The sequence below is a fragment of the Pseudomonas sp. BN414 genome (assembly GCF_029871275.1).
In the GTDB taxonomy this organism is placed as follows: Bacteria; Pseudomonadota; Gammaproteobacteria; order Pseudomonadales; family Pseudomonadaceae; genus Metapseudomonas; species Metapseudomonas resinovorans_C.
On record NZ_SSOL01000074.1, the window covers coordinates 180,636 to 196,201 of the forward strand.

General features: G+C 63.9%; 15 protein-coding genes. 8 read left to right on the forward strand and 7 right to left on the reverse strand.

The window, feature by feature from the left end:
• Positions 1-107: 107 nt before the first annotated feature.
• Positions 108-341, forward strand: a complete 234-nt coding sequence (locus E8E95_RS22265; protein WP_280354029.1) for a hypothetical protein — start codon at positions 108-110, stop codon at positions 339-341.
• A gap of 353 nt (positions 342-694) precedes the next feature.
• Complete coding sequence (gene mqo, locus E8E95_RS22270; RefSeq protein WP_280353953.1) at positions 695-2,212, forward strand: malate dehydrogenase (quinone); 1,518 nt, start codon at positions 695-697, stop codon at positions 2,210-2,212.
• A 174-nt stretch (positions 2,213-2,386) separates the two neighbouring features.
• On the opposite strand, the gene E8E95_RS22275 is transcribed toward mqo, so the two are convergent.
• Together E8E95_RS22275 and E8E95_RS22280 are read right to left on the reverse strand one after the other, a co-directional pair.
• Positions 2,387-2,674, reverse strand: a complete 288-nt coding sequence (locus E8E95_RS22275) for a PA4642 family protein (protein WP_280353954.1) — start codon at positions 2,672-2,674, stop codon at positions 2,387-2,389.
• Between the two features lie 62 nt (positions 2,675-2,736).
• Entirely contained in the window at positions 2,737-3,225 is a 489-nt protein-coding gene (locus E8E95_RS22280; protein WP_280353955.1) for a hypothetical protein, read from the reverse strand.
• A gap of 126 nt (positions 3,226-3,351) precedes the next feature.
• Here E8E95_RS22280 and dauA point away from each other — a divergent pair, with 126 nt between their 5' ends.
• Positions 3,352-5,106 carry a C4-dicarboxylic acid transporter DauA gene (gene dauA, locus E8E95_RS22285; protein WP_280353957.1) on the forward strand — a complete coding sequence of 585 codons (1,755 nt, stop codon included), beginning with the start codon at positions 3,352-3,354 and terminating at the stop codon, positions 5,104-5,106.
• Here the strand turns inward: dauA and E8E95_RS22290 are convergent.
• Together E8E95_RS22290 and E8E95_RS22295 are read right to left on the reverse strand one after the other, a co-directional pair.
• Positions 5,073-5,546 (reverse strand): WbuC family cupin fold metalloprotein, encoded by a 474-nt coding sequence (locus E8E95_RS22290; RefSeq protein ID WP_280353958.1) that lies wholly within the window; start codon positions 5,544-5,546, stop codon positions 5,073-5,075. The genes dauA and E8E95_RS22290 overlap by 34 nt on opposite strands.
• A gap of 3 nt (positions 5,547-5,549) precedes the next feature.
• Positions 5,550-6,107: a hypoxanthine-guanine phosphoribosyltransferase gene (locus E8E95_RS22295; protein WP_280353959.1), complete on the reverse strand. Its 558-nt coding sequence runs from the start codon at positions 6,105-6,107 to the stop codon at positions 5,550-5,552.
• A 279-nt stretch (positions 6,108-6,386) separates the two neighbouring features.
• On the opposite strand from E8E95_RS22295, the gene upp reads away from it, so the two are divergent.
• Together upp and E8E95_RS22305 are read left to right on the forward strand one after the other, a co-directional pair.
• Positions 6,387-7,025 (forward strand): uracil phosphoribosyltransferase, encoded by a 639-nt coding sequence (upp, locus tag E8E95_RS22300; RefSeq protein ID WP_280353961.1) that lies wholly within the window; start codon positions 6,387-6,389, stop codon positions 7,023-7,025.
• 3 nt (positions 7,026-7,028) lie between these two features.
• Entirely contained in the window at positions 7,029-8,306 is a 1,278-nt protein-coding gene (locus tag E8E95_RS22305; RefSeq protein WP_280353962.1) for a uracil-xanthine permease family protein, read from the forward strand.
• 408 nt (positions 8,307-8,714) lie between these two features.
• On the opposite strand, the gene E8E95_RS22310 is transcribed toward E8E95_RS22305, so the two are convergent.
• From E8E95_RS22310 to E8E95_RS22320, 3 genes are all read right to left on the reverse strand, one after another.
• Positions 8,715-10,082, reverse strand: a complete 1,368-nt coding sequence (locus tag E8E95_RS22310; protein ID WP_280353963.1) for an MFS transporter — start codon at positions 10,080-10,082, stop codon at positions 8,715-8,717.
• A gap of 209 nt (positions 10,083-10,291) precedes the next feature.
• Positions 10,292-11,320 carry a ferrochelatase gene (gene hemH, locus E8E95_RS22315; protein WP_280353964.1) on the reverse strand — a complete coding sequence of 343 codons (1,029 nt, stop codon included), beginning with the start codon at positions 11,318-11,320 and terminating at the stop codon, positions 10,292-10,294.
• Positions 11,320-12,228: a TIGR01777 family oxidoreductase gene (locus tag E8E95_RS22320; RefSeq protein ID WP_280353966.1), complete on the reverse strand. Its 909-nt coding sequence runs from the start codon at positions 12,226-12,228 to the stop codon at positions 11,320-11,322. The genes hemH and E8E95_RS22320 overlap by 1 nt, the downstream gene beginning before the upstream one ends.
• A 197-nt stretch (positions 12,229-12,425) precedes the next feature.
• On the opposite strand from E8E95_RS22320, the gene E8E95_RS22325 reads away from it, so the two are divergent.
• From E8E95_RS22325 to E8E95_RS22335, 3 genes are all read left to right on the forward strand, one after another.
• Complete coding sequence (locus tag E8E95_RS22325) at positions 12,426-13,409, forward strand: NAD(P)/FAD-dependent oxidoreductase (protein WP_280353967.1); 984 nt, start codon at positions 12,426-12,428, stop codon at positions 13,407-13,409.
• 253 nt (positions 13,410-13,662) lie between these two features.
• Positions 13,663-14,631: a DUF523 and DUF1722 domain-containing protein gene (locus E8E95_RS22330; RefSeq protein WP_280353969.1), complete on the forward strand. Its 969-nt coding sequence runs from the start codon at positions 13,663-13,665 to the stop codon at positions 14,629-14,631.
• A gap of 2 nt (positions 14,632-14,633) precedes the next feature.
• Positions 14,634-15,563, forward strand: a complete 930-nt coding sequence (locus E8E95_RS22335) for a MerR family transcriptional regulator (RefSeq protein WP_280353970.1) — start codon at positions 14,634-14,636, stop codon at positions 15,561-15,563.
• Positions 15,564-15,566: the final 3 nt, after the last annotated feature.

The window sequence follows — 15,566 nt, forward strand, 5'->3', positions numbered from 1 at the left end:
CGCCAGCTCCCATGCAATGTCAGACCGCCATCCGCGAACGCGGTTCCTGTCATTCCCCTGTCACGCCCGGCTGGCATAAAGGCGTCAGCCCCACAGGAGTAGTCATGATGTTCCTTCTCTGGCCCTTGTTCGCCCGCCGCCCGCAACGCCGCAGTTTCGCCCTCGTGGACAACACCGGGATCTGCCGTGGCCTGCACCACGGCGCCGACCGTCCGGCCAGCGGAAACTGGGTGGAAGTGAGCGAAACCAGCCTCGCCTGGCTCGACCAGCCCCTGCCCGCCAGCGCCCGCGTCGCACCGGTCGTCAGACAACCTTCGCGCCGCAACGCGTTGGCAGCCTGACCGGTGGATGAATAAAAGTCACACCGAGCGCCCTATTCCGTCCATTTCATCGTTATAATCGCCCCCCGATTATAAGGTCGTCTCCTGATCGGGCCTCGCAACACCGCACCTCGCGCCAGCTTGGTCATCCGCACAGCCCCACAGAGAGCCGTCCACTTTTCGCGCTGCCACTCGTTGGCCGGCCGCATCCTTCCGCCCGAATTGCAAACGCTTTTTTGCAGGGACGCATGCGTAGCAACACGTATGCAGACGGAAGCGGCCTGCCTGGGGGTAGCCGATCCTTTTGAGGTTCACGTCTCCAAAAGAGCGTGAGATGACGGTTTTTCACTACTTCACGAGAGAGTGGCGAGCAAATGGCGCAAAACGATTACGAAGCAGTGGACGTGTTGCTGGTCGGGGCCGGCATCATGAGCGCTACGCTGGCGGTACTGCTGAAAGAGCTCGATCCCGGTATCAAGCTGGAGATTGCCGAACTCCGGGAATCGGGAGCCATCGAAAGCTCCAACCCCTGGAACAACGCAGGCACCGGTCATGCCGGTCTCTGCGAGCTCAACTACACGCCCCAGGCGGCTGATGGCTCCATCGACATCAAGAAGGCCGCCAACATCAACGCCCAGTTCGAGGTGTCCAAGCAGTTCTGGGCCTACATGAGCGGCAAGAGCGCGTTCGGCTCGCCCAAGACTTTCATCAACGCCGTTCCGCACCTTTCCTTCGTGCGCGGTGAAAAGGACACGGCCTTCCTCAAGAAGCGTTTCGAGCTGCTCCGCCAGCACCACGCCTTCAGCGGGATGGAGTACACCGAAGACCGTGCCACCATGGCCAAATGGACGCCGCTGATGATGAAAGGACGCGATGCGTCCGAGAAAATCGCTGCGACCCGCGCCATGAATGGTACTGACGTCAACTTCGGCGCTGTCACCAACCAGCTGCTGCAGTACCTCTCCAGCCTGCAGGACACCCGCGTCAGCTACTTCCAGAAGGTCACCAACCTCAGCCGCACCGACAAGGGCTGGAAAGTCAGCGTCAAGAACACCGAGACCGGCGCCACTCGTGAAGTGTCCGCGCGCTTCGTGTTCCTTGGTGCCGGCGGTGGCGCCCTGCCACTGCTGCAGCTCTCCGGCATTCCGGAAGGCAAGGGCTTCGGCGGCTTCCCGGTCAGCGGCCAGTGGCTGCGCTGCGACAACCCCGAAGTGGTCAAGCAGCACCAGGCCAAGGTCTACAGCCAGGCCGAAGTCGGCGCCCCGCCGATGTCCGTGCCGCACCTGGACACCCGCGTGGTCGACGGCAAGAAATCCCTGCTGTTCGGACCTTACGCCGGCTTCACCACCAAGTTCCTCAAGCACGGTTCCTTCATGGACCTGCCGCTTTCGGTCCGTCCGAGCAACCTCCTGCCGATGCTCTCGGTGGCCCGCGACAACATGGACCTGACTCGCTACCTGATCAAGGAAGTGATGCAGTCCCAGGATCAGCGCCTGGATGCCCTGCGCAAGTTCTATCCGGACCTGAACCCGGCGGACTGGCGCCTGGAAGTGGCCGGCCAGCGCGTGCAGATCATCAAGAAGGACGCAGGCAAAGGCGGTGTCCTGCAATTCGGTACCGAGCTGGTCTCGGCCGAAGACGGCAGCATCGCGGCCCTGCTGGGTGCATCTCCGGGCGCTTCGGTGACCGTTTCCATCATGCTCAACCTGATCGAGCGCTGCTTCGCTGAGCAGGCGCGTTCCGAGCAATGGACGGCCAAGCTGAAGGAAATCTTCCCGGCTCGCGAAAAGGCCCTGGAAAGCGATGCAGCCCTGTACCGCGAAGTCAGCGCCCGCTCCGATGCCGCGCTTGGCCTGACCAGCGTCGACACCGCGACCCAGAGCATCGCCTGAGTCCCGGCAGCACGCTGAAAGAAGAACCGCCCTTCGGGGCGGTTTTTTTATGTCTGCAGAAGCGCTTTTTGTAGGAGCGAGCTCTGCTCGCGAACCTGCGCTCGCCCCTTTGGATTGAACCCGCGCCCATGAAAAAGCCCGCTCAATGGCGGGCTCTTCAACAGCGCAAAGGGATCAGCCGCGAGCGGCCTTGATCACTTCGATGTAAGGCTCGGCCTGACGCTGGTCCTGGATCAGCGCAATGAAGTCATTGCCCTTTTCATCCTTGGCACCGAGGTCGTAACCGGCCTCGACGAAAAAGCCGACGAAGCGCTCGAAGTCGTCGATACGCAGGCCACGGTAGGCCTTGATCAGCTTGTGCAGCGAAGGCGGAGTGGAGTCGGCCGGCTCGACCGCGAGGAACAGCTTGATCGAGTCTTCGGAGATTTCTTCGCCAATCACCTGCTTCTTGTCTTTACGCATCGCTCACATCTCTCGGCCGGGTATCACGGGGCGGGCAGTTTACCCCCGCCGGGCCTGCGCGCTCAACGCAGGCGTACCGCTCCGCTGTGCAGATCGGCCCAGACATGACCGTTGGGGTAACTGAGGAACTGGCAGTACACCGGCCCGTTGCGCAACAGATCGAGCACCGCCGCATACTGCGTCATCGGGTAGTTCAGGCTGAGGAGGCGGGTCTGCGGGTCGTAGCCGGGCTTCTTCAGGCTCTTGCCCTCGACATCGAACTGGATCACCACCTGTCGCACGTCGGCGCCCTTGCTGAGCGGCTTGCCCTTGAGGCGCAGCACGGCGGGCGAGGTGATGGGAATCGGCTGCTGGTTGGACTGCCGCTGGCTGCCCAGCACAACCGAATACTCGGTGATCTGGATCAGTTGCTGCTGATCGGGCTGCTCCTGACGCAGCGAGAGGTCGTCCGGGGGCAGGAACTGGGCATGCATGGGAGCATTTTCGGCGGCGGCCAGCGGCAGGCTCAGGAGAAAGGCCAGGCAGGCCCCGAAACGCGAGGGAAGCAACATCGAAGACTCCGGATTCAGCGGGCGAACACTCTAGCACGGGGCTTTCCGACAGCGGCATTCGACCCTTGCCGACTTACCTCTCGGAGCCAGCCTCCTATACTCGGGACCTCTGCCTCAGGAGCGACCATGTCCCGATACCTCCCTCCCCTGTTCGCGGCCTTGCGCCAGACTTTGCGCGAGGGTTACTCCCTGGCCGACCTGCGTGGCGACCTGTCTGCCGGCGTCACCGTCGGCATCATCGCCATCCCTCTGGCCATGGCGCTGGCCATCGCAGTCGGCGTGGCACCGCAACATGGCCTCTACACAGTGCTGCTGGCGGCGCCGCTGATCGCCCTCACTGGCGGCTCGCGCTTCAATATTTCCGGGCCTACCGCCGCCTTCGTGGTGATCCTGCTGCCCATCACGCAACAATTCGGCCTCGGCGGCCTGCTGCTCTGCACGCTGATGGCCGGGCTGATTCTCATCGCCATGGGGCTGGCACGTCTTGGCCGGCTGATCCAGTTCATCCCCTACCCGGTGACGCTGGGATTCACTGCGGGCATCGGCATCGTCATCGCCACCCTGCAGATCAAGGACCTGCTCGGCCTGCAGTTGGCCGGGACGCCGCAGAACTACGTGGACCAGCTGCACCTGCTGGCCGGAGCCCTACCGACCGCGCACCTGGGCGATGCCCTGGTGGCCGTCGCCTGTTTCGCTGTGCTGGTGATCTGGCCGCGCCTGGTAGCCAAGGTCCCGGGCCATCTCGTGGCATTGGCGCTGGGCGCCTTGCTCGGATTGCTGCTGGAAGCCCTGGGCATTCCCGTTGCGACCCTCGGCGAGCGCTTCAGCTATGTCGTGGACGGCATCAGCCATCCCGGCATTCCGCCCTTCCTGCCAACCTTCGCCTGGCCCTGGCTACTGCCCGGCCCGGATGGTCAGCCCCTGGGCCTGTCGTTCGAACTGATCCGCCAGTTGCTGGCCCCGGCCTTCGCCATCGCCATGCTCGGCGCCATCGAGTCGCTGCTTTGCGCGGTGGTGGCGGATGGCATGGCGGGTACACGCCACGATCCCAATGCAGAACTGCTCGGCCAGGGCCTGGGTAACCTGGTCGCACCGCTGTTCGGCGGCATCACCGCCACCGCGGCAATCGCCCGCAGCGCGGCCAACGTGCGCGCCGGTGCCCGTTCGCCCATCGCAGCCATCATCCATACCGGCGTTGTGCTGCTGGCGATGCTGCTGCTCGCGCCGTTGTTCAGCTACCTGCCCATGGCGGCGCTGGCGGCACTGCTGTTGATGGTGGCGTGGAACATGAGCGAAGCGCGGCACGTGGTGCACACCCTGCGAATAGCCCCGCGCAACGACGTGCTGGTCCTGCTCACCTGCCTGGTGCTGACCGTCCTTTTCGACATGGTGTTGGCAGTCGGCGTCGGCCTGCTGCTGGCCGCCGGCCTGTTCATCAAGCGCATGAGCGACCTTACCGACACCGCGCCCCTGCCCCGCCACTTTCACGAGGCCCTGCGTGATCTGCCCGAACAGGTGCTGGTCTACGCCATTCGTGGACCACTGTTCTTCGGCGCTGCAGAAAAAGCGCTGAGTGTGCTGCGCCGTTTCAATCCCGAGGTGAAGGTGGTGATCGTCGAAATGTCGGCGGTGCCAATGCTGGACATGACCGCGCTGGCGGCCCTGGAAAACCTGCTGCACGACTACGGTCGCCAGGGGATCGGATTGGTGCTGGTCGGCACCTCTCCCCGAGTGCGGTTGAAACTACGCCGTGCAGGCGTGCATCGGGAGACGGGAAAACTGGCCTACGTGAGTACGCTGGAACAGGCTCGCAGCAAAGCGTTGCGCTGGCTGGAGCCTGTCGGGGATCAGGCGAACAGCGAGCGCATCCAGGCCAGGTAATCAGCTACGCCTGGCTCGCCCTCGCGGGGCGCCCAGGTCGGTTGCTCACCCTCGCCTACCGGGCGGTACGGACCGGCCTTGCATTCGAACAGCAGGCTATCCGGCTCCAGCACCACCAGCGCATGGAAGACGCCTGGCGGCAGGTCGACACCGACGCAATCACCGCCCGCTACCAGCTCTCGCTTATCAGTCACTTGGCCGTCCTCATCGAAGATCAGCAGGCCGAGACGTCCTTTGAGCACCAGCAGGCCCTCTGCCTTGTCCGGAGACAGGTGACGGTGCGGCGGAATATAGGTCTCTGGCTGCAACCCCACCGCCAGGCGGTGGCAGGGTTCTTCCATGGCGTGGAAGTTGTGATGCTGGCGCTTGCGCGGGCTTGCCGCGGCCTTCTCGGCCAACTCGGTGAACAGGGCCTGATCAAGGAAGCGCGGCGAACTCATGGCTCAGAGTCCCTTGACCGCGAAGATGCCGGCGGCGTTGCGCCAGTAGCCCTTGTAGTCCATGCCGTAGCCGAAGATGTAGCGGTCTTCGCAGGGCAGGCCCACGTAGTCGGCCTTCAGGTCCGGACGGGCCTTGCGGTCGTGGGTCTTGTCGATCAGCACGGCAGTGTGCACGTTGGCAGCCCCGGCGTGTTTGCAGAAATCGATGATGGCCGCCAGCGTGTGCCCCTCGTCGAGGATGTCGTCGATGATCAGCACATCGCGATCGATGAAGGAGATTTCCGGCTTGGCTTTCCAGAACAGCTCGCCGCCGCTGGTTTCATTGCGGTAGCGGGTGGCGTGCAGGTAGGACAGCTCCAGCGGGAAGTCCAGCTTGGGCAGCAGCTTGCCGGCGAAGATCAGGCCGCCGTTCATGACGCAGAAAACCACCGGGTTGCGCTCGGCCAGTTCGCCATTGATGGCTTCGGCGACCTGAGAGATGGCGCCCTCGACCTGGGCGTCGGTGTACAGGCAATCGGCTTCGGCCCTTACCTGGCGGATGTGTGCGAGATCGGCGGACATGGCAATTCCTCTGGGTTCTGCGGGGAACAGGCAAGGTTCCCGGTGAAAACTTGAACGGGGCGTCAAGATAAAAGTCGGCAAAGGTACTCATCCGCCTGCCTCGGAGCAAGTCCCGATAGACGAGTGTCGACCATACTGCAGCAGGCTGCTGCCGCGTGTGACAGTTCCTTGCTTCGCCGCGACATCCGGGGCCTGGACCCACCAGTCAGTGCAGCACAGCCCGTGATCAATGGATTAAGCTAACGCAATTTTTTTGCCAGCCCGCCGGAGAACCTTCCCATGCCCATCCGTGAGATCCGCCATCCGCTGATCCGCCACAAGCTCGGCCTGATGCGCCGCGCCGACATCAGCACCAAGAACTTCCGCGAACTGGCACAGGAAGTCGGCGCCCTGCTGACTTACGAAGCGACCAACGACCTGCCCCTGGAAAACTACGAAATCCAGGGCTGGGCCGGCACCGTGCAGGTGGAGAAGATCGCCGGCAAGAAAATCACCGTCGTGCCCATCTTGCGCGCTGGCATCGGTATGCTCGACGGCGTCCTCAGCCTGATTCCGGGCGCCAAGGTCAGCGCCGTGGGCGTGGCCCGCAACGAAGAAACCCTGGAAGCCCACACCTACCTGGAAAAACTGGCGCCGGAGATCGACGAGCGCCTGGCGCTGATCATCGATCCGATGCTGGCCACCGGCGGTTCCATGGTCGCCACCATCGACCTGCTCAAGCGCGCCGGCTGCAAGGAAATCCGCGCGATGGTGCTGGTCGCCGCGCCGGAAGGCATCAAGGTGGTCAACGATGCCCACCCGGACGTGATGATCTTCACCGCCTCCATCGATCAGAAACTCAACGATCACGGCTACATCATCCCCGGCCTCGGGGATGCGGGCGACAAGATCTTCGGCACCAAGCAGAAGGAAAACTGATCGATGAGCGACGAATTCAAGGACCCGCTCTGGCGCCAGGTCATTTCCGGCGCCCAGATGCTTTTCGTGGCCTTCGGCGCCCTGGTACTGATGCCGCTGATCACCGGACTGGACCCGAACGTAGCGCTCTTCACCGCCGGTCTCGGTACCCTGCTGTTCCAGCTGGTTACCGGGCGTCAGGTTCCGGTCTTCCTGGCCTCCAGCTTCGCCTTCATCACCCCCATCATCCTCGCCAAGGGCCAGTTCGGCCTGGCCGCGACCATGGGCGGCGTGGTGGCGGCGGGCTTCGTCTACACCTTCCTCGGCCTCGCGGTGAAGATCAAAGGCACCGGTTTCATCGACCGTCTGCTGCCGCCGGTTGTGATCGGCCCGGTGGTGATCTCCATCGGCCTGGCCATGGCCCCCATCGCCGCCAACATGGCCATGGGCAAGGGCGGTGACGGCGCCGAACTGATCCCGTACGCCACCGCCATGTGGATTTCCATGCCGGCGCTGCTCACCACCCTGATCGTCGCGGTATTCGGCAAGGGCATCTTCCGCCTGGTGCCGATCATTTCCGGCGTGATCGTCGGCTTCGCCCTGTCCTTCTGGTTCGGCGTGGTGGACACCGCGAAGATCGCCGCCGCCCCTTGGCTGGAACTGCCGAACTTCACCGCCCCCGAGTTCAACCTGCAGGCCATCCTGTTCATCGTTCCGGTGGCACTGGCTCCCGCCATCGAGCACATCGGCGGCGTGATCGCCGTGGGCAGCGTGACCGGCCGCAATTACCTGAAGACGCCCGGCCTGCACCGCACCCTGCTCGGCGACGGCCTGGCCACTTCGGCCGCCGGCCTGTTCGGCGGCCCGCCGAATACCACCTATGCCGAAGTGACCGGCGCGGTGATGCTGACCAAGAACTACAACCCGAAGATCATGACCTGGGCAGCGGTCTTCGCCGTCGGCCTGGCCTTCATCGGCAAGTTCGGCGCCATCCTGCAGAGCATCCCGGTACCGGTCATGGGCGGCATCCTCTGCCTGCTGTTCGGCTCCATCGCGGCGGTTGGCCTGAACACCATGATCCGCCACCAGGTGGACCTGGCCGAGGCGCGCAACCTGGTGATCGTCTCGGTCACCCTGGTATTCGGCATCGGCGGCATGTTGGTGGGCACCGGTACCGGCCAGGACGACTTCGGCCTGAAAGGTATTGCCCTCTGCGCCATCGTCGCCATCGCCCTCAACCTGATCCTGCCGGGGCACCAGACCTGGAAGCATCAAGCTGCGGACGACGCGCCACATATCTGAGGCCGATCCAAAAAAGAGCCCCGCAATAGCGGGGCTTTTCTTTGACCGGTTGGGTAACGCCGCACTGTAGGTTGTGGCTGAGCTACGCGAAGCCCAACAATCCGAAACACCGCGTTGGGCTTCGTTGCACTCAACCGCAACCTACGTGGAAGGCTGTGCCTCGCGGAGCATGCTGAGGCTGCGTTTAGCGGCGGGGGAACTGTAGGTTGTGGCTGAGCTACGCGAAGCCCAACAATCCGAAACACCGTGTTGGGCTTCGCACTCAACCGCAACCTACGTGGAAGGCTGTGCCTCGCGGAGCATGCTGAGGCTGCGTTTAGCGGCGGGGGAACTGTAGGTTGTGGCTGAGCTACGCGAAGCCCAACAATCCGACACACCGCGTTGGGCTTCGTTGCACTCAACCGCAACCTACGTGGAAGGCTGTGCCTCGCGGAGCATGCTGTCGTCGTGCGCGCCCACGCCCCAGTTCTGCAGTCGTTGCAGGCTCTCGCGATAGGGTTTGAGCCCGGCCCACAGCAACACCACCGAACTCGCCACCGCGATGGTGGTAACGATCAGCAGCGAGTAACGCAGGGCCTTGTCGTCGGCGAACACGTAGTCGGTCACCAAGGCTACTGCGGTGGGACCGAAGCCGAGGCCGATCAGGGTGATCACGAACAGGTAGATGGCCGAAGCCTGGCCGCGCATGGCGTTGGGCATGATTTCCTGGATGGCGGCCGGCGCCACGCCGAAGGGCATGCTCAGGCAGAACACGGTAGGCGCCATCAGCACAGTCACCCAGAACGCGTCATCCAGCAGGGGAAACAGCACCACCAGCGGCAGGGCGCCGAGGGCGGCGAACAGGCCGACGCGCATGTTGGCATCCGCGCGACCGTGCTTGGCCATCCAGTCCGCCAGGCGCCCACCGAAGACGATCCCCAGGCAACCGAACACGGCCACCAGGCTGCCGTAGATCACACCAACCTGGCCGGCGTCCCAGCCATGGGTACGGATGTAGAAGGTGGGAATCCACGCTGCACTGCCGTAGCCGGCAAAAGCCAGGCCGGCGAAGCCGAAGTTGTGACAGATGACGGTGCGCCGATTGCTGCGCAGGTAACGACCAACCTCCGAAAGGGGCACCACCACGCCAGCACCGATGCCACGCCGCTGCGGTTCGCGCACCGCCAGCATCAGCAGGGTGAAGAGCACGCCGGCGGCGCCAAGGATCAGGAAGATCAGTTGCCATGGGCGGACCTCGCCCAGCACCGGCAAGTGCACCTCGCCCTGGGCCGAAGCGAACTTGATCACCAGCCCACCCAGCAGGAAGGCCAACCCGGAGCCGAGATAGACGCCCATGGAGTAGACGCTGATGGCGGTTGCTCGCCGCTCCTTGGGGAAACTGTCCGCGATCAGCGAATAGGCCGCCGGCGACAGGGCCGCCTCGCCCACGCCTACGCCGATGCGGCAGAGCAGGAATTGCCAGTAGAGCTTGGCCATGCCACACGCGGCAGTGGCGGCGCTCCAGAACAGCACGCCGACGGCGATCAACCCACGCCGGCTGCGGCTGTCGGCCAGACGCCCCAGGGGAATCCCGCAGACGGTATAGAAGAGCGCGAAGGAGAGGCCCATCAGCAGGCTCATCTGCGTGTCGCTGATGACCAGGTCACGGCGGATGGGCTCCACCAACAGGTTGAGAATCTGCCGATCGATGAAGGACAGCACGTAGGCCACCATCAGGATGGCGACGGTGGTCCAGGCTCTCAGGCCCGAGGGATAGCCATTGTTCTTGTTCTGCATGGGCTCTCCTCGGCGCCGCCGGTGCGGCGCACGACGGTTGAAGAAGAGCCCAGCTTAGGTGGCCATGGGCGGCCTGAATACGAGAACGGTCGTCATATAGGCAGGCTGAATGCGATCCGTGCCCTTCGGCTGATGGCTACCCCAGGAGGAGATCGTAGGAGCGAGCACTGCTCGCGATGGAGCACCGGCTCACGCCTACGTTGATGGAGTCAGAGAGGCCGCACTGCGGTTTCGCACAGTTTCGCCAGGGCCGAAACCCATTGCGGATGGCTGTTCATGCACGGCACCAGCACCAGTTCCTGGCCTCCCGCTTCCTGGAACTGCTCGCTGCCCCGCTGGCCGATTTCTTCCAGCGTCTCGATGCAGTCGGCAACGAACGCCGGGCACATCACCAGCAGCTTCTTTACGCCCTGCTTCGCCAGTTCATCGAGTCGCGCTTCGGTGTAAGGCTCGATCCACTTGTCCTTGCCCAGGCGCGACTGGAAGGACACCGACCACTTGCCGGGCGCAAGTCCGGCACGCTCAGCGAAGGCTTCCGCCGTGCGCTGGCACTGGCTGCGATAGCAGACGGCCAGGACCTCGTCGCTGACGCCACGGCTGTCGGTGGCGCTCAGGTCATGCTGCGGGTCGATACCCTTGACCAGCTTACGGATATGCCGCTCGGGCAAACCATGGAAGCTCAGCAGCAGGTGGTCGAAGTCCTGCTCCAGGTAAGGCTTGGCGCTGGCCACCAGGGCATCCAGGTAATCCGGCTGGGCGAAGAAGGGTGGCAACACCGCAACGTCCAGCTTGAGGCCCTGCTCACGGATCACCCGGCGGGCTTCCTCGATGGCGGTCGTGGTGGTGCTATCGGCGAACTGCGGATAGAGCGGTGCCAGGGTCACACGCTTGACGCCCTGTGCTGCCAACTTGCGCAGGGCGCTTTCTATGGAAGGTTCGCCATAGCGCATCGCCAGTTCCACTGGGCCATGCCGCCAGTGGGGAACGATGGCGTCCTGCAATTCGCGACTGAGGACGATCAGCGGCGAGCCGTCTGGCCACCAGATGGACGAATACGCATGAGCCGACTGCGCCGGACGCTTGATCAGGATCAGCGAAACCAGCAGGCGCCGCAGCGGCCAGGGCAGGTCGACTACATAGGGGTCCATGAGGAACTGATCGAGGTAGCTCCGTACGTCCTCCACCTTGGTGGAAGCCGGAGAACCCAGGTTGACCAGCAGCAGCGCGTGATCAGTCATCAAACATCCTTAGGCTTCAGCAGGTCGCCGAGCGCCATGTCCAGATCAGTGAATGCAAAGGTGAAACCCGCCGCCCGCAATCGGGCCGGTACCGCACGCTGGCCGCCGAGCAACAGACCGGCCAGTTCGCCCAGCACCAGGCGCAGGACGAAGGCCGGCGCCGGCATGAAGGCTGGCCGCCCCAATGCGCGCCCCAGGCTTTGGGCGAAGTCGCGGTTGCGCACGGACTGCGGCGAGCACGCATTATAAGGACCGCGCGCGTCGCTCCGCTTCAAGAGAAAATCCATCAGGGCAATTTGGTCGTCGAGGTGCACCCACGGCATCCATTGCCGACCATTGCCCAAGGGGCCGCCCAGCCCCAGGCGAAAGGGCGGCACCAGGCGTTTGAGGAACCCGCCGTCACGCGCCAGCACCAGACCGGTGCGCACCAGCACCACACGGATACCGAACGCCTCTGCACGTTGCGCGGTCTCTTCCCAGGCCACGCACAGCTGGCTGGCGAAATCATCGGTCACCGGAGGTGAATCCTCAGTCAGTTCCCGCTCGCCCCCATCGCCGTACCAGCCAACCGCGGAGCCATTGAGCAGGACCTGCGGCATCTGGCCGCGCTTCTCCAGCCACTCCAGCATCTGCTCGGTGAGGGTGATGCGGCTGCCCCAAAGCTGTGCCTTGCGCTTATTGCTCCACGGCCGGTCGGCAATGGGTTCGCCCGCCAGATTGACGATGGCATCCAGGGGCTCGTCGCCGTAGTCGGGAAACTGACTGATGCCGCGCACCGTGCGGCCACACAGGCTGGCGACGCTCTGCGGCCGCCGACTCAGCACCGTGAGCTGATGGCCTTCCGCGAGCCAACGCTGGCAGAGCGCACGGCCGATCAGACCAGTACCGCCGGTCAGCAATATGTGCATGGCATCCTCCTCGCATGGCGCTAACTGCGGATATCGCCCTAGTCTGGTTTATGACGTATCAACGTGCCCCGGTTCGGGCCACGTATCGTCAGAAATGTAGAAGTCAGCGATTGGAACCGATCGACCTGTACAAAGCTTGAAATTTGTACAGGTGTTGTCTAAAGCGTAGCCTGTAGCCATAGGTAACGAGGTAGACCATGAGTGCACCTATCGCCATCATCGGTACCGGCATAGCCGGCCTCTCCGCCGCCCAGGCGCTGCATGCGGCTGGGCAGAACGTGGAGCTCTTCGAGAAGAGCCGCGGCAGCGGCGGACGCATGGCCAGCAAGCGCAGCGACGCCGGCTCCGTGGACCTTGGCGCTCAGTATTTCACCGCCCGCGACCGTCGTTTCGCCGAGGTGGTGCAGCAATGGCGCGATCGCGGCTGGGTCGCAGAATGGTCGCCCAGTCTTTACCACTTCAGCGAAGGCCAGCTGCTGCCCTCCCCCGACGAGCAGATCCGCTGGGTTGGCACACCACGCATGAGCGCCATCACCCGCGCCCTGCTCGGTGCCCTGCCGGTGAATTTTGCCTGCCGCATCACCGAGGTCTTCCGTGGCGAACGCCACTGGGGCCTGCAGGATGCCGAAGGCCTGAGTCACGGTCCGTTCAGTCATGTGATAGTCGCGACCCCAGCGCCCCACGCCGCTACCCTTCTGGCCGCCGCACCCAAGCTCGCCGGTGCCGCCGCGAGCGTCGCCATGGAGCCGACCTGGGCCGTTGCGCTGGGCTTCAGCGAACCGCTGGATACCCGCGTCGAAGGTTGCTTCCTGCAAGACAGCCCGCTGGACTGGCTCGCTCGCAATCGCTCCAAGCCCGGCCGCGAAACCAGCCTGGACACCTGGGTGCTGCACGCCACCAGCAACTGGAGCAAGCAACACCTGGACATGCCCAAGGACGCAGTGATCGAACACTTGCACGGTGCCTTCGCCGAGATGATCGGCTGCGCCGTTCCAGCGCCGAACTTCAGCCTGGCGCACCGCTGGCTCTACGCACGGCCGAGCCAGGCGCACCAGTGGGGCGCACTCGCCGATGCCGATCTGGGTCTTTACGCCTGTGGCGACTGGTGCCTGTCCGGCCGCGTGGAAGGTGCCTGGCTCAGTGGCCAGGAAGCCGCCCGGCGTCTGCTCGAGCACCTGTAATCGGACTGCGACCCGACCTGCGCAAGTTCCTGCTCTCGAAATGGACGGCCCTGCGGCCGTCCAGACACGGAAAACACATCCTCGTCAGCCCCTCCCGTCATTGATGACCGTGACGTCCTGATTGCTCGGCTGTCACTGATTCCCCTCAACCATAACTTGTACAAGGCATTTGACTTGTACAAGTAAGGCTCTATGATTTCAGAAAATCTGTACAAGATTCACGCCTTGTACAACTCATGTCCAGGTAACACCCATGGCCATGCATTTCGATCTGACACAGCGTCCCAAACTGGGTATCAGCGCCTGCCTGCTTGGTGAACCCGTGCGCTTCAATGGTGGGCACAAGGCGTCACGGCTGTGCAGTCACAGTCTGGCGGCGTACTTCGACTTCGTTCCCCTGTGCCCGGAAGTGGCCATCGGTCTCGGCATACCCCGCGCGCCCATACGACTGATTGGCGACCCCAAGGCACCGCGCGCGGTCGGCACGCGCCAGCCGCAGCACGATCACACCGAAGCGCTGGCCGAGTTCGGCAAGGTCATGGCCGAGCAGCTCGGCGACATCAGTGGCTACATCTTCATGCAGAAGTCACCTTCCTGCGGGCTGGCGCGGGTCAGGGTCCATCAGGTCAGTGGCCAGGCTATCGAAGGCGGCGGCCGAGGTATCTTCGCAAGCGCCTTCTGCGCCCTGCGTCCGGATCTGCCGGTGGAGGAAGAAGGTCGCCTCAACGACCCTGTGCTGCGGGAAAACTTCTTCACCCGCGTGTACGCCTACGCGCAGTGGCAAGCACTGTGCCGCGAGGGACTGACGCACAAGGCGATCATCGCGTTCCACTCCCGCTACAAGTACCAGCTGATGGCCCACGACCCAGTGCAGTACAAAGTCCTTGGCCGAGTGCTCGGCGACATCGGCGCGCACCTGGCAACGGAGATCGGGCCGCGCTATTTCTCCGCGCTCATGACGGCCCTTGGCAAATGCGCCACGCGTGGCACCCACAGCAACGTGCTACAGCACCTCAGTGGTTATCTCAAACCCCACCTCAACCCCATGGAAAAGGCCGAGCTCCAGCGCCTGATCGAGCAGTACCGCAGCGGCGTCATCCCGCTGGTTGTGCCCATCACCCTGCTCAAGCATCACTTCAACAGCCACCCGGATCGCTACATCGCCCAGCAGGCCTATCTGCAGCCGCATCCGGAAGAACTCAGCCTGCGCAACGCCGTCTAGCCATGGACCGCCCAAGCGAAACCTCCATGGAAATCGACTACCAGGCTGCGCTGTCTCAGGGGCTGCTGCCCATACGCGAAGTGGCACGCCAGACCGGCGTGATCCCGGTAACCCTGCGCGCATGGGAACGCCGCTACGGGCTGGTCGTGCCGCTGCGCACCCGCAAGGGCCATCGTCTTTACACGGCAGAGGATGTAGCGCGCATTCGCCTGATCCTCACCTGGCTGGACCGAGGCGTCGCCGTCGGCCAGGTCAAGGGGCTGCTCAAGGAACAACCGGCAATGCCCCTTGCAGAGCCTACGCCGGACTCACCCTGGGACCAGCAGCGCCAGCATCTGCTCGAAGCCATCGGCAACCTCGCCGAACGCCCACTGGACGAATGCTTCAACGCCGCCGTGGCGCTCTACCCGCCACAGACCCTCTACCGCCAGTTGTTGCAGCCCCTGCTGGAAGAACTGGATCAACGTTGGCGCGGCCAGTTCGGCGGCGAGGTGGAGCGTGTGTTCCTGCACACCTGGCTGCGTACCAAATTGGGCGCGAGGCTCTACCACAACAACCGCCAGTACAACGGGGCGCCGGTCCTGATGATCAATGTGTCGGAGCTGCCAATGGAGCCCGGACTCTGGCTCACGGCCTGGCTCGCCAGCAGCGTCGATTGCGCAGTCGTCGTCTTCGACTGTCCGGTTCCAGCTGCCGAACTGACCCTGGCCGTGGCGCGTATCCAGCCCTGCGCGCTGTTGCTCTATTCCAGCCAGCCGCTCAGCCTCGGGCAACTGCCCAGACTCCTCAACGGCCATCCCTGTCCGTGCCTGCTGGCAGGCCCCGCAGCGGCCATTCACCAGGCGGACCCCACTCCCGGCGTCATCCTGGCCGAAAGCCCGCTCGATGCCTTGCAGGCCCTCTCAGCCCTCGGCCTGCTTCACAACCGATAAAGG